Source organism: Mediterraneibacter sp. HA8405, assembly GCF_056148955.1.
On the sequence record NZ_CM148758.1, the window covers coordinates 2192899 to 2216272 of the forward strand.

Annotated in this window: 29 protein-coding genes and 2 pseudogenes; 5 read left to right on the top strand and 26 right to left on the bottom strand. The window is 45.7% G+C overall.

The genetic code is table 11. The features are described 5' to 3' along the window. Positions 1-19: 19 nt before the first annotated feature. From AC0QUU_RS10320 to AC0QUU_RS10410, 19 genes and pseudogenes are all read right to left on the bottom strand, one after another. Positions 20-1153 (bottom strand): aldo/keto reductase, encoded by a 1134-nt coding sequence (locus AC0QUU_RS10320; protein WP_474542606.1) that lies wholly within the window; start codon positions 1151-1153, stop codon positions 20-22. Between the two features lie 221 nt (positions 1154-1374). Beyond that, complete coding sequence (locus AC0QUU_RS10325; protein WP_474542608.1) at positions 1375-1572, bottom strand: type II toxin-antitoxin system antitoxin; 198 nt, start codon at positions 1570-1572, stop codon at positions 1375-1377. Between the two features lie 25 nt (positions 1573-1597). Next, a pseudogene (locus AC0QUU_RS10330) lies at positions 1598-2161 on the bottom strand (SPFH domain-containing protein); the annotation flags it as partial. A gap of 71 nt (positions 2162-2232) precedes the next feature. After that, positions 2233-2439, bottom strand: a complete 207-nt coding sequence (locus tag AC0QUU_RS10335) for a helix-turn-helix domain-containing protein (RefSeq protein ID WP_474542610.1) — start codon at positions 2437-2439, stop codon at positions 2233-2235. A 33-nt stretch (positions 2440-2472) separates the two neighbouring features. Further along, positions 2473-3090 carry a flavodoxin family protein gene (locus tag AC0QUU_RS10340; protein ID WP_474542611.1) on the bottom strand — a complete coding sequence of 206 codons (618 nt, stop codon included), beginning with the start codon at positions 3088-3090 and terminating at the stop codon, positions 2473-2475. A gap of 46 nt (positions 3091-3136) precedes the next feature. Further along, entirely contained in the window at positions 3137-3925 is a 789-nt protein-coding gene (locus tag AC0QUU_RS10345) for a GH32 C-terminal domain-containing protein (RefSeq protein WP_474542612.1), read from the bottom strand. Further along, positions 3816-4097 carry a hypothetical protein gene (locus AC0QUU_RS10350; protein ID WP_474542613.1) on the bottom strand — a complete coding sequence of 94 codons (282 nt, stop codon included), beginning with the start codon at positions 4095-4097 and terminating at the stop codon, positions 3816-3818. The genes AC0QUU_RS10345 and AC0QUU_RS10350 overlap by 110 nt, the downstream gene beginning before the upstream one ends. A gap of 11 nt (positions 4098-4108) precedes the next feature. After that, a complete protein-coding gene (locus AC0QUU_RS10355) occupies positions 4109-4957 on the bottom strand; it encodes a PTS sugar transporter subunit IIA (protein ID WP_474542615.1) in 849 nt (282 codons plus the stop codon). A gap of 50 nt (positions 4958-5007) precedes the next feature. Then, positions 5008-5910 (bottom strand): sensor histidine kinase, encoded by a 903-nt coding sequence (locus AC0QUU_RS10360; protein WP_474542616.1) that lies wholly within the window; start codon positions 5908-5910, stop codon positions 5008-5010. 116 nt (positions 5911-6026) lie between these two features. Beyond that, a complete protein-coding gene (locus AC0QUU_RS10365; protein WP_474542617.1) occupies positions 6027-6890 on the bottom strand; it encodes an ABC transporter permease in 864 nt (287 codons plus the stop codon). After that, complete coding sequence (locus AC0QUU_RS10370; protein ID WP_474542618.1) at positions 6883-7800, bottom strand: ABC transporter ATP-binding protein; 918 nt, start codon at positions 7798-7800, stop codon at positions 6883-6885. Before AC0QUU_RS10370 ends, AC0QUU_RS10365 begins: the two co-directional genes overlap by 8 nt. A gap of 129 nt (positions 7801-7929) precedes the next feature. After that, positions 7930-8619 (bottom strand): response regulator transcription factor, encoded by a 690-nt coding sequence (locus AC0QUU_RS10375; protein WP_474542620.1) that lies wholly within the window; start codon positions 8617-8619, stop codon positions 7930-7932. Between the two features lie 142 nt (positions 8620-8761). Further along, the gene (locus tag AC0QUU_RS10380) at positions 8762-9772 is read right to left on the bottom strand and encodes a GGGtGRT protein (RefSeq protein ID WP_087150521.1); all 1011 of its coding nucleotides are present in this window, start codon (positions 9770-9772) and stop codon (positions 8762-8764) included. Positions 9773-9844: 72 nt separating this feature from the next. Beyond that, positions 9845-10537, bottom strand: coding sequence for an iron-sulfur cluster assembly scaffold protein (locus AC0QUU_RS10385; protein ID WP_474542622.1), 693 nt, complete (start codon positions 10535-10537; stop codon positions 9845-9847). A 231-nt stretch (positions 10538-10768) separates the two neighbouring features. Then, entirely contained in the window at positions 10769-11311 is a 543-nt protein-coding gene (gene pgsA, locus AC0QUU_RS10390) for a CDP-diacylglycerol--glycerol-3-phosphate 3-phosphatidyltransferase (RefSeq protein ID WP_474542624.1), read from the bottom strand. Then, positions 11308-12633, bottom strand: coding sequence for a 30S ribosomal protein S12 methylthiotransferase RimO (gene rimO, locus AC0QUU_RS10395; RefSeq protein ID WP_474542625.1), 1326 nt, complete (start codon positions 12631-12633; stop codon positions 11308-11310). The genes pgsA and rimO overlap by 4 nt, the downstream gene beginning before the upstream one ends. Positions 12634-12785: 152 nt before the next feature. Further along, a complete protein-coding gene (gene rpoZ / locus AC0QUU_RS10400; protein ID WP_474542626.1) occupies positions 12786-13031 on the bottom strand; it encodes a DNA-directed RNA polymerase subunit omega in 246 nt (81 codons plus the stop codon). 2 nt (positions 13032-13033) lie between these two features. Then, complete coding sequence (gmk, locus tag AC0QUU_RS10405; protein WP_474542627.1) at positions 13034-13669, bottom strand: guanylate kinase; 636 nt, start codon at positions 13667-13669, stop codon at positions 13034-13036. Positions 13670-13748: 79 nt separating this feature from the next. Next, positions 13749-14627 (bottom strand): YicC/YloC family endoribonuclease, encoded by an 879-nt coding sequence (locus tag AC0QUU_RS10410; RefSeq protein WP_474542629.1) that lies wholly within the window; start codon positions 14625-14627, stop codon positions 13749-13751. A 206-nt stretch (positions 14628-14833) separates the two neighbouring features. Here AC0QUU_RS10410 and AC0QUU_RS10415 point away from each other — a divergent pair, with 206 nt between their 5' ends. Beyond that, positions 14834-16579, top strand: coding sequence for an Rqc2 family fibronectin-binding protein (locus tag AC0QUU_RS10415; RefSeq protein ID WP_474542630.1), 1746 nt, complete (start codon positions 14834-14836; stop codon positions 16577-16579). A gap of 108 nt (positions 16580-16687) precedes the next feature. Here the strand turns inward: AC0QUU_RS10415 and AC0QUU_RS10420 are convergent. Further along, positions 16688-17981 (bottom strand): annotated as a pseudogene (locus AC0QUU_RS10420) (ATP-binding protein). Between the two features lie 42 nt (positions 17982-18023). Beyond that, a complete protein-coding gene (gene pheA / locus AC0QUU_RS10425; protein WP_474542631.1) occupies positions 18024-19154 on the bottom strand; it encodes a prephenate dehydratase in 1131 nt (376 codons plus the stop codon). 73 nt (positions 19155-19227) lie between these two features. Here pheA and AC0QUU_RS10430 point away from each other — a divergent pair, with 73 nt between their 5' ends. From AC0QUU_RS10430 to AC0QUU_RS10445, 4 genes are all read left to right on the top strand, one after another. Further along, a complete protein-coding gene (locus tag AC0QUU_RS10430; RefSeq protein ID WP_474542633.1) occupies positions 19228-19632 on the top strand; it encodes a putative ABC transporter permease in 405 nt (134 codons plus the stop codon). A gap of 141 nt (positions 19633-19773) precedes the next feature. Continuing rightward, on the top strand, positions 19774-20310 hold the full coding sequence (locus AC0QUU_RS10435) for a nitroreductase family protein (RefSeq protein ID WP_474542635.1): 537 nt from the start codon (positions 19774-19776) through the stop codon (positions 20308-20310). A 42-nt stretch (positions 20311-20352) separates the two neighbouring features. Next, positions 20353-21273 (top strand): aspartate carbamoyltransferase, encoded by a 921-nt coding sequence (gene pyrB, locus AC0QUU_RS10440; protein ID WP_474542636.1) that lies wholly within the window; start codon positions 20353-20355, stop codon positions 21271-21273. 21 nt (positions 21274-21294) lie between these two features. Next, entirely contained in the window at positions 21295-21738 is a 444-nt protein-coding gene (locus AC0QUU_RS10445; protein WP_474542637.1) for an aspartate carbamoyltransferase regulatory subunit, read from the top strand. Between the two features lie 325 nt (positions 21739-22063). Here the strand turns inward: AC0QUU_RS10445 and AC0QUU_RS10450 are convergent, their stop codons facing one another. From AC0QUU_RS10450 to AC0QUU_RS10470, 5 genes are all read right to left on the bottom strand, one after another. Beyond that, positions 22064-22276, bottom strand: coding sequence for a DUF6870 family protein (locus tag AC0QUU_RS10450; protein ID WP_474542639.1), 213 nt, complete (start codon positions 22274-22276; stop codon positions 22064-22066). Between the two features lie 217 nt (positions 22277-22493). After that, positions 22494-22712, bottom strand: coding sequence for a hypothetical protein (locus AC0QUU_RS10455; protein ID WP_474542640.1), 219 nt, complete (start codon positions 22710-22712; stop codon positions 22494-22496). 13 nt (positions 22713-22725) lie between these two features. After that, complete coding sequence (locus AC0QUU_RS10460; protein WP_474542641.1) at positions 22726-22947, bottom strand: HNH endonuclease; 222 nt, start codon at positions 22945-22947, stop codon at positions 22726-22728. A 5-nt stretch (positions 22948-22952) separates the two neighbouring features. Next, on the bottom strand, positions 22953-23147 hold the full coding sequence (locus AC0QUU_RS10465; protein WP_474542643.1) for a hypothetical protein: 195 nt from the start codon (positions 23145-23147) through the stop codon (positions 22953-22955). Positions 23148-23159: 12 nt separating this feature from the next. Next, positions 23160-23372 (bottom strand): hypothetical protein, encoded by a 213-nt coding sequence (locus AC0QUU_RS10470; protein ID WP_474542645.1) that lies wholly within the window; start codon positions 23370-23372, stop codon positions 23160-23162. Between the last annotated feature and the right edge of the window lie 2 nt (positions 23373-23374).

Here is a 23374-nt window from a genome sequence, read left to right on the forward strand (position 1 = left end):
TACAGCTGCACTGTATCTGTTACAGGTTCAGTTTCTGTGCGAAATCGCTCATTGCCTCCGGTATATCAATCTGCTGGGGACAGACAGCCTGGCAGCTTCCACAGCCGATGCATGCGCTTGGAAGCTTCTCCTTCGGATAAGAAGAAAGCGCCATCGGAGCGATGAATCCCCCTTCTGTAAAGCAATGTTCATTGTAAAGAGCCAGTAGTTCCGGAATATCCAGCTCCTGAGGACAGTGACTCACACAGTAGTGGCAGGAAGTACATGGAAGAATCTTTTTCTCCAGCATACCGTCTGCTATGGCCAGCAGTGTCTCCATCTCCTTTTCATTCAATGGTTTATCTTCTGAATATGTACGAATATTCTCCTGAAGCTGTTCCATGGATGACATGCCGGAAAGCACCATTGTCACAGAGGGCACAGACTGCAGGAAACGGAAAGCCCAGGCAGGAATTTTCTCATCCGGACGCAGCTCTTTTAATGCTGCCTCGTCTTTTTCTGCAAGGACTGCCAGTCTTCCGCCGCGAAGCGGTTCCATTACCCATACCGGAATATTCCATTCTTTCAGAAGTTTGACTTTTTCTTTTCCGCCCTGGAATTTCCAGTCCAGATAGTTAAGCTGAAGCTGGCAGAACTCCATATCCCTGCCGTATGCATCCAGAAAGCGCTTTACCACCTCATAGCTTCCATGAGCAGAAAATCCCAGGTGACGGATTCTTCCCGCCTTTTTCTGTTCAATAAGATAGTCATAGATCCCGTATTTCGGGTTCAGATAAGCATCAATATTCATCTCACAGACATTGTGGAACAGGTAAAAATCGAAATATTCTACCTGACACTTTTTCAGTTGCTCTTCAAATATTTCTTCCACTTTATCCATATTGGACAAGTCATATCCCGGAAATTTATCTGCCAGGAAAAAACTGTCTCTCGGATATTTGTGCAGTGCCCTTCCAACTGTAAGTTCTGAATTTCCATTATGATATCCCCATGCCGTATCATAATAATTTATGCCCTGAGACATTGCGTAATCAATCATTTCCTCTGTTCTGGCTTCGTCTACACGCGCATCATCTCCATTGATTACCGGCAGACGCATAGCTCCCATTCCCAACGCAGAAAGCTTCAAATCCTGAAAATTTCTGTAAATCATTTTTCTTTCCTTCTTTCTGTTTTAGATTCCACACCTGTGCCGGCATACAGCCGGTTTATACTTTCAACTGTTTTAATTATATTCTTTTCCCGCAATCCTGTCTAATACTTTTCAGATATGGACAAATATAGGGAAAACGTATGCCGCTTTCCCCGGCGGGCCGCTCAGACCTGCTCTGTTCGCAGAATTCGGCAGGCTTCCGCCGGAAGCCTGCCGAATCTTCATTCTTTTTCCTCTGTATCAAATATATTCTCTGAAATATATTTCCCCTTCTTTTTTCTCTGTCTTACACATTCAGTCAGCAGATACTCAATCTGTCCGTTCACTGAGCGAAAATCATCTTCAGCCCAGGCTGCAATGGCTTCATAGAGCTTCGCGGATAGTCTGAGCGGAATCTGCTTTTTCCCTTTATCTGCCATTTCAGTAAAGGCTGCCCGAATTTACAGCAAGATATGTGATTCGTGCCTCCACAATCTCAAGTCCCGCTTCTTCCACACGCTTCTGGATCTCGTCCCGGATCCGGGCCGCCACAACTTCGCTGGATCCTCTGAGGCTTCCCTCATCGGCAATCCCGTCGCCAGTAGTATCCACATTCGGAGCCACATCATAAGGATAAATCCGGACAATATTGCGCAGAGCAGTATCGCACTGAAGAGAAAGATATTCTTTATAATTATCTACATTAAACACTGCCTTTGCAGTATCCACTACTCTCCACATCACTGCAATGCCGATTTCCACCGGATTCCCCAGGCAGTCATTGATTTTCTGGCGGTTGTTGTTCAATGTCATAATCTTCAGGGATAATTTCTTCTTGCCCGGCACATTTACTTCTGCTCTTCCGGAACTGAATGCCAGAGACAAGGCGGATTTTGCCGCGCCGTTATCTACATCACCGCTCTGATTCAGATGGGTATCTGCCGCAGGATTTACAGCGGTGCAGAACGGATTTACAAAATAGTATCCGTCTCCTTTGAGAGTTCCCACATATTTTCCTAAAAGCGTCAGATATTCTGTTTTTAAAGAGGGATGAGCCGTTCCTGCATCTGCTGCTTCGATATATAACAATATACCTGGCTCTATACAGAGTCGTCCTGGTTTTTCTCTGCAAGTTTTTCCATTCTTACTTTATACTCCATAAGGCGGAACAGATATTCCGGCACTCTGCGGTTGCCCAGCTCCCAGTCCTGGAATGTACGGTAGGGAATTCCAAAATACACGGAAAACTGTTTTTTATTCATCCCGGTGCTTTCTCTTAATCGGATCAGTTCTTCTCTTAACTCCATATTTTCTCCTTTCTCCGATGCAAAGCATTCTCTTTACCGGATAAAATTGGTAAAACAGGGCTTTTCCTTATCCGGCAGACCATATTTTTCTTTTCCAAGAGCAATGCTCTTCATCAGAAAAGACATATTCCGCGCCAAAGTCCGCATAGTCTGAAGTCCTTCCGGATCCTGCTGCGCCTCTCCCGGCTCTCTTCCATGAATGCTGTTCCAGTACTGCCCGGATGCCACCGGCATACCGCAGATTGTAAAATACTTGTTCAGCTCGTCAAATGTAGAGGAAAGGCCTCCTCTTCTTGCCGCTACCACACTTGCTCCTACTTTCATTGTTTTATCGAATGAAGTGCTGTAGAATAAACGGTCAAGAAAAGCGACAAGAGTTGCATTTGCCGATGCATAATATACCGGACTGGCCACAACAAGGCCGTCGCATTCCTTAAACTTTGGAGCTGTCTCATTTACAAGATCGTCAAAAACACATTTTCCATTCTGCGCGCAGGAATGACAGGCAATACAGCCTCTGATATCTTTATTCCCGATATGAAGAATCTCTGTTTCAATTCCTTCCTCCGCAAATATTTTTTCCATCTCATGCAGAGCAATATATGTATTTCCCTTTGCATGAGGGCTTCCATTGATCATTAATACTTTCATTGTTCAGCTGCCTCCTTTTCACATGAAAATTATAACGCCGGAAAAATCAGATTGCAACAATCTCGCATCCGCTGCACCCGCTGACATCCAGTTCTCTTTCTTCTTTTTCCAGATAAATCCTGGTCGTAAATACAGTTTCTCCGCTGTTTACAAAGACCTCCACTATGGAACTGTCGATTATCACAAGCATTTCCCGGACCATGCCCTCTACACGGCCGGTTCTTCTTCCCCGGCCGCCGCCACACCTGGACGGGTTTCCTGAATTCCCGGAAAAAGACAGCTCGACTCTGTCCCCGTCTGCAAGAATGGTCAGACCGTTCTTTTCATTTCCCAGACGGATTGTCTGTCTATTCCCATTTATTTCTTTGATCTGCAGACGGACTGTCCGATCTGCCCAGTGATACCTTCCGTTTTCTTTTTTCATTTTTGCCCAGGGAAGATCTTCCAGTTCCCGCACCGGCATACGGAAGATTCTGCCGTCGTGAAAGGTAAGCTCTGTGGGAATGGTCAGACAGTGCTGCCAGCCGTTTTTCACAGACAGATTCCGGTGAATTTTCTCTGCTTCAGAGGGAAGTCCCTGTGGACAGAAAGACAGAATCTTCCTGCCGCCCAGGCGGAAAATATCCGGGCACTCCCACATATAGCCGAAGGGTTTTTCCGGAACATATTCCTGATACAGACTCCATTTTCTTTTATCACCGGATGTATAGAGAAGCATGCCGCCCTTATCGCATCGGTTTCCCCTGGAATCCCAGTCTCTTCTGCGTGCGCCAAGAACCATAAAATATCTTCCGTTTTCTTTCCATACTTTCGGATCTCTGATGTGCTGCGTCATATCTTCCGGATAGATAAGCATGATAGACACCCCGGAACTGGCAGAGTCCGTTCGGGTCATTGAGCCATCCCACCGGCGGCATAATATGATATCTGGTCCGAAACGGACAGCTCTCAACTGTCCGTTTCATCTTTTTTAATTGTTCCCTTTCTTTCTGAAATCCGTTTTCCATAAACTGTCCTCTTATTTTGTAATAACTGCGATCTTCTCTCCTGCCTTCACTGTTCTTTCCGGCTCCCTGTCAACATGTGTTCCTTCTGCATGTTCCGTAAAGATCAGACATGCGGAAGTATCATATCCTTCTGCAGCAATTTTTTCTCTGTCAAAATCCAGAATCAGATCTCCTTTTTTCAGACTCTGCCCCTCTGATACATGTACGTCAAAATATTTCCCTTCCAGGTTTACTGTGTCAATTCCTACATGTATCAGCAGCCCGTTTCCTGCTGATGTACGAAGTCCTACAGCGTGTTTTGTGTCCATTACCATCTCTACCGCTGCGTCACAGGGGGCATAGATTCTGCCTTCCGACGGCACAATTGCCACACCATCGCCAAGCACTTTCTGAGCAAAAGTAGGATCTTTGACTTTTTCTATGCCGATAAATTCTCCGGATGTGAAAGCGCTGATCTCCTCCGGCATCTCTCCGCGCCCGTCCGTTTTCTCCGGGCCGGGATCTGCCTGCTGCCCGATCCCGTTTTCCGGCGCTGCCGGTTTCTGTTCCGTCTGCCTTTCTCCTTCCGGAGCTGCAGCCACTTTTTTCCTGTCAAACCCGATTCCAAGCAGAAATGCGAAAAGGAATCCTGCTGCCAGAGCGATTATATGGGCAATAATATAGTTTATATATCCATTGTGAGCCGGATCTGCAAGTGCAATTCCGGGAACCACCGTTGTGCCGAATCCCAGAGCGGCAAGATCAGTAAAATATACCACCGCGGCGCTTGCATCCGCCAGACTGTTGGTCAGCATAATACAGCCGATTACAATTCCCATGATGGGCCGGCCGCCGAACCGCTTGGCTGTACTGTAAGCCACGCACAGCGGCAGAAATCCGAAAATCGCGCCGGAGGAAATATACTGCTGCCTTATCCCTGAACTTCCGGGAATTCCGCCTCGATCCAGAACTGGTCCTCACAGATGCCGGCCTCCATTTTGCCTCCCATCCGCACAGCCAGTTCTCTGGCAATGGAAAGCCCCAGTCCGCTGGAAGTTCTGCTTCTGGCGCCGTCCGACTTATAAAACCGTTCAAAAACCCGTGAAATATCAATTTTTTCCGGATGATCCGTCTGATTGTTGATTTTCAGGCAGAGCATTCCCTCTTTTCTGCAGAGCCGGATTCCGATCCTGTCTTTCCCGTGATCCAGTCCGTTTTTAATCACATTCTGAATCAGCCTTCTCAGGGACTGCTCATTTCCCATGAAATAAAGCCGTTCCTCAGGGATCTGAATCTCCGGCTCAATTCCTGACCTCTGCCACTCATCATAGTAAGAAAACACGGTTTCCTTTAAAATGCTGCTGAAACAGCACAGAGAGATGTCGATCTGATAGGAATCATTTTTTAACTTTGCAAAAAGGAACAGCTCTTCCAGCATTTCCTTAAGACTTGATATCCGCTCCTGAATAATCCGGATATAACGGCTCTGTTCCCCGGGTTCCTGAGTGGTCTCCAGCAGCTGGAAATATCCGTCCAGCGAAGTCAGAGGCGTACGGATATCATGGGACAGGCTGGTGTAGATCTCTGAAATCATCTTTTCCTTTTCCTCATATCTGCTTTTCTCGCCGCGCCGCAGGGACAGAAGCTCATTCAGCAAATCCCTGAGTTTCCCGATTCCTCCGGTTTCTATATCTGAAGTAATCAGCATATTGCTGTCATTTTTAATCAGAAACGCAAGCTGGCGGCAGATGTCCTTCACCTGCCGCTGATATTTCAAAAACAGAACCGTCTGGACGAGAAATAATCCTCCCAGTATTCCTGCAATAATTCCCATAATTCTGTCTCCTTTTTTCCTGCGGCAGGGCAGAGTTTCAGAGGCTGCCCCGCCGTTTCATACATAAAGCATCTTATTTTCAGCCGTTTATTTTCTTCCGGCTTTTACGGATTTTATCAGACATCTCTCCTTCTGAATACAATACAGGTCAGAGCCGTTGCAGCTGCTCCGAACACAGCCGCCGTAGCCAGGGCAAGCAGATACTCTTTTGATCCCCCGTTCATGGACAGAAGCGCAATCTTGCCTGTCACTGTATGTTCAATTATATGAAAGTCTTCTGCTCCCAGACTGTGAATGACTTTGTCTATCGCACTGTAAAAGATAACCAGTACATTCATTGTCAGACAGATTGCCAGAGTCATACTGATTACATTATATTTGAGGATTACTGCCAGCGCCATGGTGATCAGAACAAGAGCATAGTGCAGAACAGTCTGCATACCCACATATTTCCAGAACTGCGCCGCCTCGCCCCAGATCAGATAACCGAAACATATCCTCTGGCAGACAGCCTGAAAGATCAGATAAAGAGCCATGGAAAGTACTGTATATACCAGAAGGACCGCTGCTCTGGATATAATCAGCGACGACCGGTCTCTCACCTGACCGCCGATGTTCTTAATATATCCGCTGCCGATATCGGCCGAGGAATACAGCACTGTAAAAATAAGGAAGAACAAAGCAACAAATTTCGCCTGAAGATTTGCAAATACCTGGTCAAACAGCGTTACTTTTTCTCCCGGCTGCGTGGGAATCGTAACCTGCATTCCCATATTGATCATTTCCGCTTCCTGATTTTCTCCCTCCGCTGCCGCATCGCCTGTGCTTTCATTCTCCTGAGATTCCTCCTGAATATACTGCAGATCTTCCCTGGACATACTGGTTGTAAATAACACAGCCGCTGCCAGTACAATCCAGATCACATACAGGGCCTTTGTATGAAACATCCTGTACAGATCCATTTTTATCATATTAAACATGGCTGGCACCTCCCGTCAGATTCAGAAAATAATTCTCAAGTTCCTCACTTGTAACAGCAATTCCTCTGACAGGAATTCCCGCCCGGGCCAGAGCCATGTTCAGAACATCACTTTCATTCAGGCGCTCAAACACATGAATATGATGTTTATCTGTCACCTGATAATTGGTAAATCCCATACCATCCAGTACAGGAATTGCCGCTTCCGGATGTTCCAGCGTAATTTCGATTCTCTCACTGCAGTGCCTCATCAGTTCGTCCCTGGTCAGCTCCTGCAGGAGGACGCCGTTGTGTATGATGCCGTAATCCGTGGCAATTTTGGAGAGTTCTTCCAGAATGTGGCTGGATATCAGAACGGTCATTTTTCTCTGATCACAGAGGGACTGGATCGTATCTCTGACTTCCGCAATTCCCTGCGGATCCAGTCCGTTAATCGGTTCGTCCAGTACCAGCAGGTCCGGTTCTCCCACAAGCGCCAGGCCAATTCCCAGACGCTGTTTCATTCCCAGGGAAAAATGCTTTGTTTTCTTCTTCCCCACATCCTTTAATCCGACCGTATCAAGAATCTCTTCAATATATCCGGGTTTGCTGATGCCGAACAGTCTGCATTTGATCTTCATATTCTCATAGGCTGTCATATTCCCGTACAGTCCCGGCGCCTCAATCAGACATCCGATTCTGGAACGTACTTCTTTCAGTTCTTTTCCCTGATATCCGAACAGGGTTATCTCGCCCTCTGTCGGTTTTGCCAGTCCGCTGATCATACGGAGACAGGTCGTCTTTCCCGCTCCGTTTCTGCCGATAAAGCCATATATAGCACCCTTTTTGATATGAATGTTCACATGATCTACAGCTTTATGGCGTCCATACTTTTTTGTCAGTCCGCTGGTCTGCAATAAGATCTCACTCATCTTCCGCTCTCCTTTTTCTTTTTATACAGGCGGCCTCTGGAAAATATCTTTCCTGTATCACCGCTGTACTGTTATCATAGAGTACACTCCCTAATCAAACGCAAATAAAAAGTAAAAAAAGAGTAAAGATTACGGATGAAGCCGATAACCGATTCCCCATACAGTCTCAATATACTCGTCTGAACTCACAGCCTTGATTTTCTTGCGGATGTTGCTGATGTGAACATCCAGGGTTTTCGTTTCTCCGATATACGGTTCTTCCCATGCATATTCAAAAATATCTTCTTTGCTGTATACCTGTTTCGGATGGCGGATCAGAAGTTCCAGGATTGCAAACTCCTGTTTTGTAATCTTAGGAAGAGGGCTTCCCCCAATCATCACCTGCCGTGTTGTCTTATCCAGAACCATATCGCGGTAAGTAAGTCTGTCGGATTCCTGTTCTTTTACCGCATGTCTTAACTGCACCTGTATCCGCGCAAGCACTTCCGGTATCTCAAATGGTTTCGTAATATAATCGTCTGCTCCACCGATGAGCACGCTGATCTTATCGTCCAGCTCGTCTTTCGCTGTCAATACAATCACCGGGATATCACTGTCAGAACGGATAAATGAAAGCAGTTCCTCCCCGGATATCCCGGGCAGCATCAGATCCAGAAGGATCAGAGCAAATCTTTTCTCTTTCATCCCCAGCAGCATCTTCCCCTCTGTTCCGGAATATGCCTGCACCGCATCATAACCGGCTTTGGAAAGAGCAGTATACAGAAGCTGGCTGATGTCTGCATCATCTTCTATAATAAGTATTGTCTTTTTCTCTTCCATGTCTCATTTTCTCCATCTGTTCTGGTCTCATCTCTTATTTCATCATTCGAGAGTATAGCATATTCTGGATTATACACCAAGAAAATGCAGCACCGGAAAACATGTTTTCCAGTACTGCATTTTTATAGGAGATTAAATTTTCTTAAAACTTGCCGGCCTTTGCTGCTTCCTCAATGGAAACTGCGACAGCAACAGTCATACCAACCATCGGGTTGTTTCCTGCACCGATCAGACCCATCATCTCAACGTGAGCCGGTACGGAAGAGGAACCTGCGAACTGTGCATCGGAGTGCATACGTCCCATTGTATCTGTCATACCATAGGAAGCCGGTCCTGCGGCCATGTTGTCCGGGTGAAGTGTACGTCCTGTACCGCCGCCGGATGCAACTGAGAAGTATTTCTTTCCTGCATCTACACACTCTTTCTTGTATGTACCTGCTACCGGATGCTGGAAACGTGTCGGGTTTGTAGAGTTTCCTGTGATAGAAACATCAACGCCCTCTTTCCACATAATCGCAACACCCTCGCGGACATCATTTGCACCATAGCAGTTAACTTTGGAACGGAGTCCGTCAGAGTAAGCTGTACGGGAAACTTCTTTGAGCTCGCCTGTGAAGTAGTCGTACTCTGTCTGTACATATGTAAATCCGTTGATTCTGGAAATGATCTTCGCTGCGTCTTTTCCGAGACCGTTCAGGATAACACGAAGCGGTTTTTTACGAACTTTGTTTGCTTTCTCTGCGATACCGATTGCACCCTCAGCTGCTGCGAATGACTCATGTCCCGCAAGGAAGCAGAAGCAGTCTGTAGACTCTTCAAGGAGCATCTTTCCAAGGTTTCCGTGTCCCAGACCTACTTTACGCTGATCTGCAACGGATCCCGGAATACAGAATGCCTGAAGTCCTTCTCCGATTGCAGCTGCCGCGTCAGCAGCGTTTCTGCAGTCTTTCTTGATTGCGATTGCCGCGCCTGTGATGTAAGCCCAGCATGCATTCTCAAAGCAGATCGGCTGAATGCCTTTGATCTGATTGTAAACATCCAGTCCGGCATCCTTTGTAATCTTCTCTGCCTCTTCCAGAGAAGCGATACCGTAGCTGTTTAAAACTTCATTGATTTTATCAATTCTTCTTTCATATGATTCAAATAAAGCCATTTATATATCCTCCTGATTTATTTACCTTTGTTGAGATTACTTTATAAAATCGTCCCTATCCGCCAGCCGGTATTACTCTTTACGCGGATCGATGATCTTCACAGCATCATCAACACGGCCGTACTGTCCTTTTGCTTTCTCCCAAGCATCGTTCGGTGTATCGCCGTTTTTAACGAAATCTGTGAATTTTCCAAGGTTTACGAACTGATATCCGATGATCTCATCGTTGTCATCAAGAGCAATTCCTGTAACATAACCCTCTGCCATCTCAAGGTAACGAGGACCTTTTGCAAGTGTTCCGTACATTGTACCAACCTGAGAACGAAGTCCTTTTCCAAGGTCTTCCAGGCCTGCACCGATTGCAAGTCCGTCTTCGGAGAATGCACTCTGTGTTCTTCCGTAAACGATCTGAAGGAACAGTTCTCTCATTGCTGTATTAATTGCATCACAGACAAGGTCTGTGTTCAGTGCCTCTAAAATTGTCTTGCCGGGAAGAATCTCAGATGCCATAGCAGCGGAATGTGTCATTCCTGAACATCCAAGTGTCTCTACCAGCGCTTCCTGAATGACGCCATCCTTTACATTCAGTGTCAGTTTACATGCTCCCTGCTGAGGTGCACACCAGCCTACGCCGTGTGTAAAACCGGAGATATCTTTAATCTCTTTTGCTTTTACCCATTTCGCCTCTTCCGGGATCGGAGCTGGTCCGTGATTCGCGCCCTGCGCTACCGGACACATCATTTCTACTTCATGTGAATAAATCATGTTAAAACTCCTTTCAAATATATGATTTTCTTCGCATATGACGCATGTCCATCCGCCACCTGCCGCGGATATTTTCGTCTGCCCCATATATGATTTATTTTCTCATAATTTCCACAATTCGTCAATCTTCCTTTGACAAGATTTTTATCTGACTTATGGAAACATTAACGGCGGCAGTTTCGGATCTTCTCCGGAACATGCCGCCGCGGCCGTTTCTCCCTTATTTTTTATTTACATTCCTCCCCGGGTCAGAACCTTTCTGTTTTTCCAGATATAATCCACAAGAGATATGATCGTAAGAGCCAGCGCGATCCAGACCAGAATCTGGCCCACCAGATCGAACACGCCGCCCAGATCGGCAATCAACACAATAATCATAGCCATCTGGAATACTGTCTTGAATTTTCCCCAGTAGCTTGCCGCAATCACAATTCCGCTGTCAGACGCAACAAGGCGGAAACCGCTGATAATAAACTCGCGGGCAATAATAACAATCACAATCGCCGTGTTCAGTTTTCCGGACGGAATCAGACAGATCATAGCCGAGCAGACAAGCAGTTTATCCGCAAGGGGATCCATAAATTTTCCGAAATTTGTCACAAGGTTATATTTTCTGGCAATTTTTCCATCCAGCATGTCTGTCAGACTTGCAACAACAAAAATTGCCAGAGCAATCCATTTGTTTGCCTCTCCGCCTACATCCGTAAGCATAAAAAACACAAAAAAAGGCACCATAATCACACGTAAAACTGTCAGTTTATTCGGCAGGTTCATTCCACAAGTCCTCCTATCAGATCATAATCCAGGGCTCCGGTTACTTCCACTTTCACAAAGTCGCCGGAAACCAGTTCCTCTTCTGTGTTGATAAAGATCAGGCCGTCTACATTCGGGGCATCCCGGTATGTCCGTCCCACATAGGCATTTTCGTCAGCGACCTTTCCTTCTATCATCACAAGCACTTCCCGGCCTTTCATTTCCCCGGCCTTGTCAAATGCCACTTCCTGCTGAAGCTCCATCAGCTCTGCCTGGCGCTCCTCTTTGACCTCCTGGTCGATCTGTCCGGGCATCTCTGCGGCCGGAGTCCCTTCTTCCGGCGAATACGTGAATACACCAAGCCGGTCAAATTCCATCTCATCCACAAAGTCCATCAGTTCTTCATGCTGCTCCCGGGTTTCTCCGGGGAAACCGGTAATCAGCGTCGTCCGCAGACAGATATCCGGAATTTCTTTTCTTAATTTACTGACAATATCAATCAGCTCCTGCTTTGTTGTCCGTCTGCCCATTCTTTTAAGCACCTGGTCATTTGCATGCTGAATCGGAAGATCCAGATAATGACAGACTTTCTTCTCCTCTTTCATTACCTGAATCAGTTCATCTGTAATCTCCTCCGGGTAACAGTACAGGATACGGATCCACTGGATTCCGTTGATCCGGCACAGTTCTTTAACCAGTCTGTGAAGTGACTTTTCGCCGTAAATATCTTTTCCATAAAGCGTCGTCTCCTGTGCAACCAGAATCAGCTCTTTTACTCCCTGATCAGCCAGATCCCGGGCTTCTTTCAGCAGGTGTTCCATGGGAACACTGCGGTAGGACCCCCGGAGTTTCGGTATGATGCAATAGGTACAGTGTTTGTCGCACCCCTCCGCGATCTTCAGGTAAGCAAAGTGTCCGCCGGTAGACACCGCTCTTCTGGTTTCCGGAAGAGGCAGGGCATTAAGATCAGAAAGGATTACTTCTTTCCTGCCTTCCAGCGCCTGATCCACTGCCCGTATAATCTGATCAATGGCTGTTGTTCCAAGAACCTCGTCCACCTCCGGGATTTCATCCAGAATCTCCTGGCGGTAACGCTGGGCAAGACACCCGGCTACGATCAGGGCCTTTGCCTTTCCGTTCTTTTTGTATTCCGCCATATCAAGAATATTCTGAATACTCTCTTCCATGGCGTCGTGGATAAAGCAGCACGTATTAATTACAATAATATCTGCCTCATTTTCGTCATCTGTAATCTCATATCCCCGGGATGTAAGCATGCCAAGCATTACTTCGCTGTCCACAAGATTTTTGTCACACCCCAGAGAAAGGAATAATATTTTCATAATTACCTCCGTCAGGCATAATCCTGTCATTGTGCTTCTTTTACCAGACAGCAGAAATTGACCTGGAAGCGGCTGTAACAGGATTTTTTTCTGTTGTTAAGTCCATATCGTAAAAAAGCAGATACCCCGTGTGCATCTGCCCTGTCTGCCTTTTATTCTTCATCTTCGTTCTCAGCAAGAATTTTTAATTTACCCTGATTCATTTCATCAATTGCAATGGAAAGCGGCTTCTCGCCTTCTTTTGTATCTACAAGAGGAAGTTCTCCTGAAATCAGCTGTCTGGCTCTTTTGGATGTAGCCATTACAATAGAATAACGGCTGTTGACAACCTTGGATTCTCCCTCTTCAACATCTTTGTTTACTACTTTCATCAGGTCTGTATATGACGGATGCAGCATACTTAATTTTCTCCTTTCAGATTTATAAGATCTTCTTTTATTTTTTCCATAAAGTCTGTATTGCGGCTGGTTCTGCGGTGTTCTCCCCGAATGATACTGTGCATTTCTTCCACACAGGCATCCAGATCATCGTTGACAATCAGATAATCATATAATTCCATGCCCTGCGCCTCCTCACAGGCCCTGTCCATGCGGGAGCGGATCACTTCCATAGTCTCTGTGCCTCTTCCGATAAGGCGGGACTGCAGCTCTTCCGCCGACGGCGGAGTCACAAAAAGCAGCAGGGTGTCCGGAAACGCCTTTTTTACCTTCAGAGCTCCCTGAATCTCGATCTCAAGAATCACATCTTTTCCCTGCTTCATTTTCTCTTCCACATATCTGCGGGGCGTACCGTAATAATTTTCAACATATCTAGCATACTCTATCAGCTCATCTTTGGCAATCATTTTTTCAAATTCGTCTTTTGAAATGAAAAAATATTCCCTTCCGTCCTCTTCCCCTTCCCGGGGCGCCCTTGTTGTGGCGGAAATTGAAAGGGCATATATGTCCGGATACCTTTTCAGAAGCTCTTTCATCAGCGTTCCTTTTCCGGACCCGGAAAATCCGGATACAACGATCAAAATCCCTCTGTCACTCATCTTTCTCTTCCTTCTTTAATACTATACATTTTCTTCCTGTCTGCTGTTTTGTTTCTGTGACATCAGACTGGCTTTGAATTTACTCAATATTCTGAATCTGTTCCCGTATTTTCTCAATCTCGGTTTTCAGACTGATGGCATGATTGGATACTTCCAGATCATTTGCCTTTGACAGAATCGTATTTGCCTCACGATTCATCTCCTGTGCGATAAAATCCAGTTTCCGGCCGATCCCTTCCTTCTCTTCCAGTGTGGCGCACATATGACGGATGTGGCTTTTCAGCCTGACCACTTCTTCATCCGTACAGATTTTGTCGGCAAACAAAATCACCTCAGCGGCGATCCGGCTTTCCTCAATCTGGGTATCAGCAAGCAGCTCTTTTACCTTTTCTTCCAGCTTCTGCCGGTACTCAGCCACAATCTGAGGAGAGCGTTCCTCCACACAGGCTACCTCCTTTTCCAGAAGATCCAGCTTGCCCAGAATATCTTTTTTCAGATTTTCTCCCTCTTTTGTCCGTGTCTCAACGAACTGGGCAAACGCGCCTTCCAGCGCTTCCTTCAGTCCGTTCCACAGTTCTTCTTCATCCTCGGTCTGCTCTTCCATTGTAAATACTTCCGGATAGCGGGACAGAACTGATACCCGGATATCATCCTCCAGGCCGAACTCCTCTGACATCTGACGGAGATGTTTCAGATACTCTGCCGCAATTACACTGTTGTACTTTACAGAAACCTGCGCCTGTGAAGTATCCTCATATGTAATAAATATATCTATCTTGCCCCTGTTGGCATAAGATTTCAGGAGGGTCCGGATCGCAGTTTCAAAAAAGTTCAGTTTCTTCGGCATCCGGATATTTACATCCAGATAACGGTGATTCACACTTTTTAATTCTACCGTAAATTTTTTTGCGTCTTTCTGTATCTCGCATCTTCCAAAGCCTGTCATGCTCTTAATCATGTTATATTCCTCGTTCCGATCTGAATTATTCGCTTTTGTTCATACATACTGCCTCAGATCCGCTGACGGAGCGCTTATACCAGGGGTATGTACAAACCGTTCTATTTATTATACCTCCTTGCATCTGAAATGGTCAACAGGTCTTTTTCACTGATTCTACTTGTGATATAATGGTATGAAATCTGAAAATAAGGAATGATATAATTATGGCATTTGATGGAATTGTGGTGGCAAATCTTGTCCACGAACTGCGCGGGCAGTTATTAAATGGAAGGATCGCAAGAATCGCACAGCCGGAGGCAGACGAACTGCTTCTGACTATTAAGACGCCGGAAGGCCAGAAGCGTCTTCTGATTTCCGCGAACGCTTCTCTTCCTCTGATCTATCTGTCCGATACAAATAAACCTTCTCCCATGACTGCTCCGAATTTCTGCATGCTTCTGCGAAAGCATATTGCAAACGGCCGGATCATTGACATCTCCCAGCCAAAACTGGAACGGATCATCCGCTTTACCATTGAGCATCTGGATGACCTGGGAGATCTGTGCCGGAAAGTTCTGATCGTGGAAATCATGGGAAAACACAGTAATATTATCTTCTGCAGTGAAGAAGGGAAAATCATCGACAGTATCAAACATATCCCGGCTCAGGTAAGCTCCGTTCGTGAAGTGCTCCCAGGCAGGGAATACTTTATCCCTGACACAATGCACAAAGCCGACCCTCTTACTGTATCCCGGGAAGATTTTACACACCTGCTGACAGAAAAGCCCCTTCCTCTTTCGAAAGCAATCTATACAAGCTTTACAGGAATCAGCCCTGTCACCGCGGAAGAGATCTGTTATCTGGCGGGAATGGATTCTTCCATTCCTGCAAAAGAATATTCGGAAGATATCCTTTTCCATCTGTTTCACCAGTTCGAAATTTACTTTTCTGCCGTGAAAGAGAAGGAATTTTCACCGGTGATTTATTTTGAGGGACAGGAGCCGAAGGAATTTTCTTCCCTGCCCCTTACCCATTTCCCGGGATATACGGCGCAGCACTATTCTTCGATATCTGAGGTGCTCCGAACGTTTTATTCCACCCGGAGCCAGCTGGGCCGGATCCGGCAGAAGTCTGCGGATATCCGCCATATTGTCCAGACGGCGCTGGAACGGAACCGGAAAAAATATGACCTCCAGCTCCGCCAGCTTAAAGATACAGAAAACCGGGAGAAATACCGGATTTACGGAGAGCTGATCAATACTTACGGCTACAATGTGGCAGAAGGGGCAAAAGAGCTGGAAGCTCTGAATTACTACACAAACGAAATGATTACCATTCCTCTGGATCCCACAAAAACGCCTCAGGAAAATGCCCAGAGATATTTTGCCAGATACAATAAACAAAAGCGGACTTTTGAGGCACTCTCTGAGCTCTCCCGGGAGACCAGGGATGACATTGCCTACCTGGAATCCGTACAGACTTCCCTTGATATCGCCCTGACGGAAGACGATCTGGCACAGATCAAGGAAGAACTGGCCGCTGCCGGCTACATCCGTCAGAGATCAGGCCGAAAGAAAAGGCAGACCAGAAGCGAACCGCTTCATTATATTTCCAGCGACGGCTTTCATATTTATGTAGGAAAAAATAATCTGCAGAATGAAGAGCTTACCTTCCATTTTGCTTCCGGAAATGACTGGTGGTTCCACGCGAAAAAAGCTCCCGGTTCCCATGTAATTGTAAAATCCGGCGGAGCCGAGCTTCCGGATTCCACATTTGAAGAAGCCGGAAGGCTTGCGGCATACTATTCTAGCCAGCGCGGAAGTGAAAAAGTAGAGATTGATTATGTGGAGAAGAAGCATGTTAAAAAACCAAACGGAGGAAAACCCGGATTTGTAGTATACTACACAAATTACTCCCTGGTTATCGACAGCGACATTTCCCAGATCCGGACTGCTGATTCAGCACAGTAAAAAGACTGCTTCAGAAAACGGCCCGAAATATCATGCAGGACAAAAAACGTGTGCACAGAACAGTTCTGATGCACACGTTTTTATGATGCTTTCTGTTTTTCTGCTGTTTTATCTGGTTCCCAGAAGATAATCCACAAACTGCTGCGCCGTTCTTCCGGACAGTCCGCCGTGGGACAGCTCCCATTTGTTTGCTTCTAAAAGCAGTTCTTCCTCCGGCATATCTATACCGCCTTTTCTTGCCAGAACCCGCACAATCTCCTGAAATTCTTTCTTGTCCGGCGATCCGAAATAGATCGTAACACCGAACCGCGCCACAAGGGAAAGTTTCTCCTGAACGGTGTCGTTGGTGTGAAGTTCCTCGTCCCGGTCCGCTTTATCCCGGAAAGTCTCCCGGATCAGATGTCTCCGGTTTGAGGTGGCGTAGATCAGCACATTTTCCGGCTTCCGCTCCAGACCTCCCTCGATTACGGCTTTCAGATATTTATACTCGATTTCAAACTCTTCAAAAGAAAGATCATCCATATAAATAATAAATTTATAATTCCGGTTCTTAATCTGGGCAATCACGTCATTGAGATCTTTAAACTGATGCTTATACACTTCAATCATACGGAGTCCCTGGTCATAGTACTGATTCAGGATTGCTTTGATGGAAGACGATTTTCCTGTTCCCGCGTCTCCGAAAAGCAGACAGTTATTTGCCCTTCTCCCCATCACAAATGCCTCTGTATTGTCAATCAGTTTTTTCTTTGCAATCTCATACCCTACCAGGTCATCCAGATGAACATGAGCGATGTTTGTAATGGGGACAATCTGTACTCCGGCATTATCCGGATGTTCCACTCGGAAGGCTTTGTGAAGTCCCAGTTTTCCCACGCCGAATTCTTTATAAAACTGTGTAAGCTTATCTTTGAAATCATCTACATCCAAAGCAGACGCAAGAGCCCGGGCAAGATCACAGAATCCGGTCCCGGATTCTCCGGTTAAATACTTTGCCTCCGCCTTTTACGTTCTGATAATCCATAAGCAGATTCAGACAGCCGGCGTCCAGACTTTTCTCCATCCCCTGGAAATCATAGTCAAACAGCTCCTTGAATATGTCAAAATCGTGCCTTGCGATCTCGTTAATGCTGCCGTCCACAGGTCCTACAATCTCACAGGACGTACTGTATGCATTCTCATCGCTGGCCAGCAGATAAGTAAGATAAGTATGCCAGAGGTTTCCTTCAAATCCATGGCTGACAGAAAGTTCCAGTAGACGGTTGACACACTCAAAAAGCAGACTTCTCAAATCTTCCTTATTATAGTAATCATTTTCATAGTTTTCCATAAGAAATGTCATGTCTTTCAGGATGTCCCCGAATTCCATGTTTTTATATAACATCAGTTCATTGGTACGCATTGCTCTTCCTCCGGTTTTCTATTCCAAATTTTTCAGGATGCATTAATAATTTCCAAGGATTTTCAGATTTCTTGTTTCTTCTCTTAATCCCCGGATAGCATTCTTCACAGCTCCGTCCTCCATATTACCCTCAAAGTCTACAAAAAACCGGTATTCCCACTGTTTTCCTTTTATGGGACGGGATTCAATCTTGGTCATATTCAGGTCATTATATATAAAATGCGAAAGAATCCCATACAGAGACCCGCTCTGATGGGGCAGTTCAAACCGAATGCTGATTTTAGAAGCATTTTTTAAATATATTTTCTGGTTCGTTACCACAATAAACCGAGTACAGTTATCCGGATCGTCATTGATTCCTTCCACAAGAACAGACAGGCCGTGTACTTTTGCCGCGTAAGCGCTGCATACTGCCCCCTGTGTAATGTCCTGTTCCTTTAAAACCTTTTTCGCCGCAATGGCTGTATTTACAACACTGATTTTCTGCCAGTCGGAATGGTCTTCCAGAAACCGTGATGTCTGCATCAGCGCCTCTGCCTTGGAATACACCCTCTGTATATCGGAGATCTTCGCTCCCGGAAGTCCGCTTAAAGTATGTACAACCGGCAGGATAGTCTCTGCCACAATATAATTTTCAAATTCATCCAGAAGATCATACATCTCATTTACCGGCCCTGCAGACGAATTTTCTATCGGAAGCACCGCATAATCGGCAGATCCTTCTTCAATTGCTTCCATTGCCTCCCGGAAAGTTCTTACATGGAAATTATTCACATCGTTTCCAAAAAACTGCTGCATGGCCGCCTGGCTGTAGGCTCCCTCTGTTCCCTGAAATACTACTCTCGCATTTTTTTTGTCCAGACTGTCTACCTGGATAAAGGGAAGCCTGCCCAGAGCTCCCGCCGCCACAAGCTGCTGGTACTGAAGCTTCCGGCTCATGGACATAAGCTGCTGATACAGTTCCTGAATTCCCTTGCGGTTAAACTCTCCTTTTACCTTTGATGCCACATCGGCAAGTTTTTCCTTCTCTCTCTGGCGGTCAAATACTTTGCGTCCCGCCTGGATTTTATATTCGCCGACCCGGGCGCAGACCTCCATTCTCTCTTCATAGAGTTCTGCAATTTTATCATCAATCTGGTCCAGCTGTTCTCTTAATTCCTCCAGTGATGCCATTCTTTTTTTCTCCTTTGCACAAACTAATGTATAGTATAGCATAAAATCCGGTGTTCTGATACATACTTTTCTTATGATGAAAAACAAATTTATCTTATGCGGCATTCTGGGCTGGTGCATGGAAATTATATTTACAGGACTTGGATCCCTGAAAAATAAAGAGCATTCTCTGACTGCCCATACTTCTATCTGGATGTTTCCCATCTATGGAATGGCCTGTTTTCTTACTCCCGTATGCCGGATTCTGAAAGGGAAAAATATTTTTGTCCGGGGCACCATATATACCTGCTGTATCTTTGCAGGCGAATACCTGACCGGAAGCCTGCTGAAGCGTCACAATGCATGTCCCTGGGACTACAGTACTTCTCCCTGCAGCGTGCGGGGACTGATCCGGCTGGATTATGCCCCGTACTGGTTCGGCGCAGGTCTGATATTTGAAAAACTGCTTACCTTTCCCCGGAATACCTGCAAAAAATAATCCCGATGCTCTTGTCCCGGCTCTTCGAAAAAATAGTCGGTTGGTGTTGAAAATACCTCCGATTTAGTATATGATTAGATGGAATATAAGGCAGGTCCTTTTTCCGGGACCTGCCTGTCTAAAGAAAAGGGAGGTACGCATATGACTGTTACTGAATGCATTGAAACCCGCAGAAGTATCCGCAGATACAGGCCTGACCCGGTAGATCATTCTCTTCTTGAATCTATTGTTGCACTGGCCTCTTATTCCCCTTCCTGGAAAAACACACAGATCACCCGTTATACTGCAATCGAAGATCCTTCACTTCTTAAGGAAATTGCAGACCGTTATACCCCAGAATACAATGCAAATATTATCCGCCAGACCCCTGTGCTGATGGCCGTCACTTTTATAAAAGGAAGATGCGGCTTTGAGCGGGACGGTTCCTTTACCACGAAAAAGGGGGAACGCTGGCAGATGTTTGATGTGGGAGTATCCTGTCAGACTTTCTGTCTTGCTGCAAAAGACAAAGGACTTGGCACAGTTATTATGGGGGTTTTTGACGAAGACGGGATTTCAGATCTGTTACATATTCCGAAGGAGCAGGAGCTCGGCGCACTAATCGCCATCGGATATCCGGACATTGCCCCGGAAGCTCCAAAGAGAAAAAGCGTAGAAGAATTACTTCAGTACAGATAAAAATAAATCAGCGCCAAAGGCGCTTATTCAAGGAGGTTATTTATGAGACATTTGATGAGCCCGCTGGATTTTTCAGTGGAAGAGCTTGAAAAACTTCTGGATCTTGCCCAGGATATTGAGGCAAACCGTGAAAAGTACGCACATGCCTGTGCAGGCAAAAAACTGGCTACTTTGTTTTATGAGCCAAGTACCCGTACCCGCTTAAGCCATGAGGCCGCTATGTTAAACCTGGGCGGCAGCGTTCTCGGTTTCTCCTCCGCAGACTCCAGCTCTGCATCCAAGGGTGAAAGCGTATCTGACACAATTCGTACCGTCTCCTGCTACGCAGATATCTGCGCCATGAGACACCCGAAGGAAGGAGCCCCCATGGTTGCCTGTCAGCACTCCTCTATTCCGGTCATCAATGCCGGAGACGGCGGACATCAGCATCCAACCCAGACACTGACCGACCTTCTTACGATCCGGAGCCTGAAAGGCCGCCTGAACAATATGACCATCGGACTGTGCGGCGATCTGAAATTCGGACGTACCGTACATTCTCTGATTAACGCGCTTGTACGCTATGAAGGCATCCGCTTTGTTCTGATCTCACCGGAAGAGCTGAGACTTCCGGAATATATCCGTCACGATGTACTGGATAAAAACCAGATTCCTTATGAAGAAGTTGTCCGCCTGGAAGACGCGATGCCTTCTCTGGACATCCTCTATATGACAAGAGTTCAGAAAGAACGTTTCTTTAATGAAGAAGATTATGTGCGCATGAAAGATTTCTACATTCTGGACAAGGAAAAGATGAAACTTGCTCCGGAAGATATGTATGTTCTTCATCCGCTTCCCAGAGTAAATGAAATTTCGGTTGAAGTGGACAGCGATCCCCGCGCCGCATATTTCCGCCAGGTACAGTACGGTGTATATGTACGTATGGCGCTGATTCTGACACTGCTGGATATACATGTTGATTAAGGAAGAGAAAAGGAGTAAAAAATGGTAGAAAATACATTAAACGTAGGACGCATCTCTGAAGGCTTTGTGCTGGATCATATTGAAGCCGGAAAGAGCATGGACATCTATAAATACCTTCACCTGGATAAACTGGACTGCTGCGTAGCTATTATTAAAAACGCGCGGAGCAGCAAAATGGGCAAAAAAGATATTATCAAAATCGAATGCCCCATTGACTTTATGGATCTTGATATCCTCGGCTTTATTGATCACAACATCACAGTCAACATCATTGAAAATGAAGAAATCGTAGAAAAAAAGGAACTGAAACTTCCAAAAGAGATCAAAAATGTCATTCGGTGCAGAAATCCAAGATGCATCACATCCATCGAGCAGGAACTGGATCACATCTTCGTCCTGACAGATGAGGAAAATCAGGTGTACCGGTGCAAATACTGCGAAGAGAAATACCGCAGGAGAAGATAGATTCGGATTTGTCGGGGAACTATGAATGGGGAACCAACGAAAACACCCGGATACTGTTTGATTGATAATCGTATTTGGAAATGAGGTTAGAAAAATAAGAACCTGAAAATCAGCGTCAGGATTTTACGGCGGGCTCTGTCTGAGCGTATGCAAGTCAGCCCGGTGTAAATCCTGCTTTTAGCTGATTCTAGGTTCCGTTATTTTTCTTAGTTCATGGAAAGAACGGAATCAGAATTTCCTGTCCCCTCTTCTGAATAAGTCTTATAAAAACTTCTTTTCCGGTTTCTGCTTTTTGCCCGGAAGTACATTTCGACAAAAATGAATTCTATGCTGTTTCTTCGGAATTTTTTCTGATATTCTCAGCAATGCTTAAAATCTTTTTTGCTGTATCCATATCGTTTTTCCGGATCTGCTGCAGGAAGCTCTTAATCCGCTCTTCCTTCGGTGCGTCCTGATCGATCACCACATCCCGGATATCCACCAGTTCGTCCCTGCTTACAGTCCTTATATCCACAGCCTTCATTTCTTCAACCGTCATATGGCACCTCCATCTCTCGATTTTGGAGACAGAGCTAAAATAAAACGGATCATCTCTGCCGGATGCGGTTCTGCCTCTCACATCCCAGACAAAGAAAATCCGATGTTTAAAACCCTTATATGAAAAAAACCTGCCGTCATCTACTTTTTACAGACAACCGCAGGTTTAACATCACCTCTCGATTATTATTGATTTATTGTCTACCGCTATCTTTTTCTTACAGATACTGATGCAGCCATTCTGGCATGTTTGGATCATCTAATGCCCAGGAATCCTCTTCGTGCTCATCTTTTTCCCAGTTATTTTCATCACCATCAAAGGATTTCTGCCGATGGCACTTGTACTTTACAACTCGATCGCCCTCCAAACGATACTCATTCCAATAATAATTTTGCTTCCCGTAGCCCTTCCATTCATTGGTCGTGTATATTGTCATATTCGTAGCCCTCCTATATTTTCAGAATGTCAATCTTGCCATTGTGGACATCATTATGGTGTTTACGGCAGAGGGCGATGATATTATCCGTCAAAGCCGCACCACTAAACTGATGGTCAATTATGTGGTGACCTTCCACCTGGTCTCTCGAACCACATATCTGACAAACATTCCTGTCTCTTTCCCTTCCAGCCTTCTGTGCCTTTGTGTGTGCTGCCGATCTTTTCCTTGCCATATCCATCACCCTCCAATCTGCTTAGTACCTTTTTGTAACAATGCACCTATGCTTGACATAAACCCTGATGCTACTGTTCCCCTTCCCAGAGGGGCGTTCTTTTGTTTGGACTTAAGAATGTCCTTCGTTATCTGAGCAGCCTGATTATCAGTAAGGCCTGATATAATTGCTACAACTGCTTTATCCTTTTTCCCTGCCATAATCAGCACCTCCTAAAATGTTGTAATGGTCACATCACCAGCTTTCGTCTGAGCAATATTATCGCCATATCCTATAGTTACAATGTTCTCCGGATCAACCCTTATTATCTCTCCATCCTTAAAAATTGGAATGATATCAACCTCTCCGCCCTTTCGTTCAACTGCGATAAAATCTGATGTGACATTGATCACACGGTCACCTTTCCTCAAAATTTTGATTGTCATAA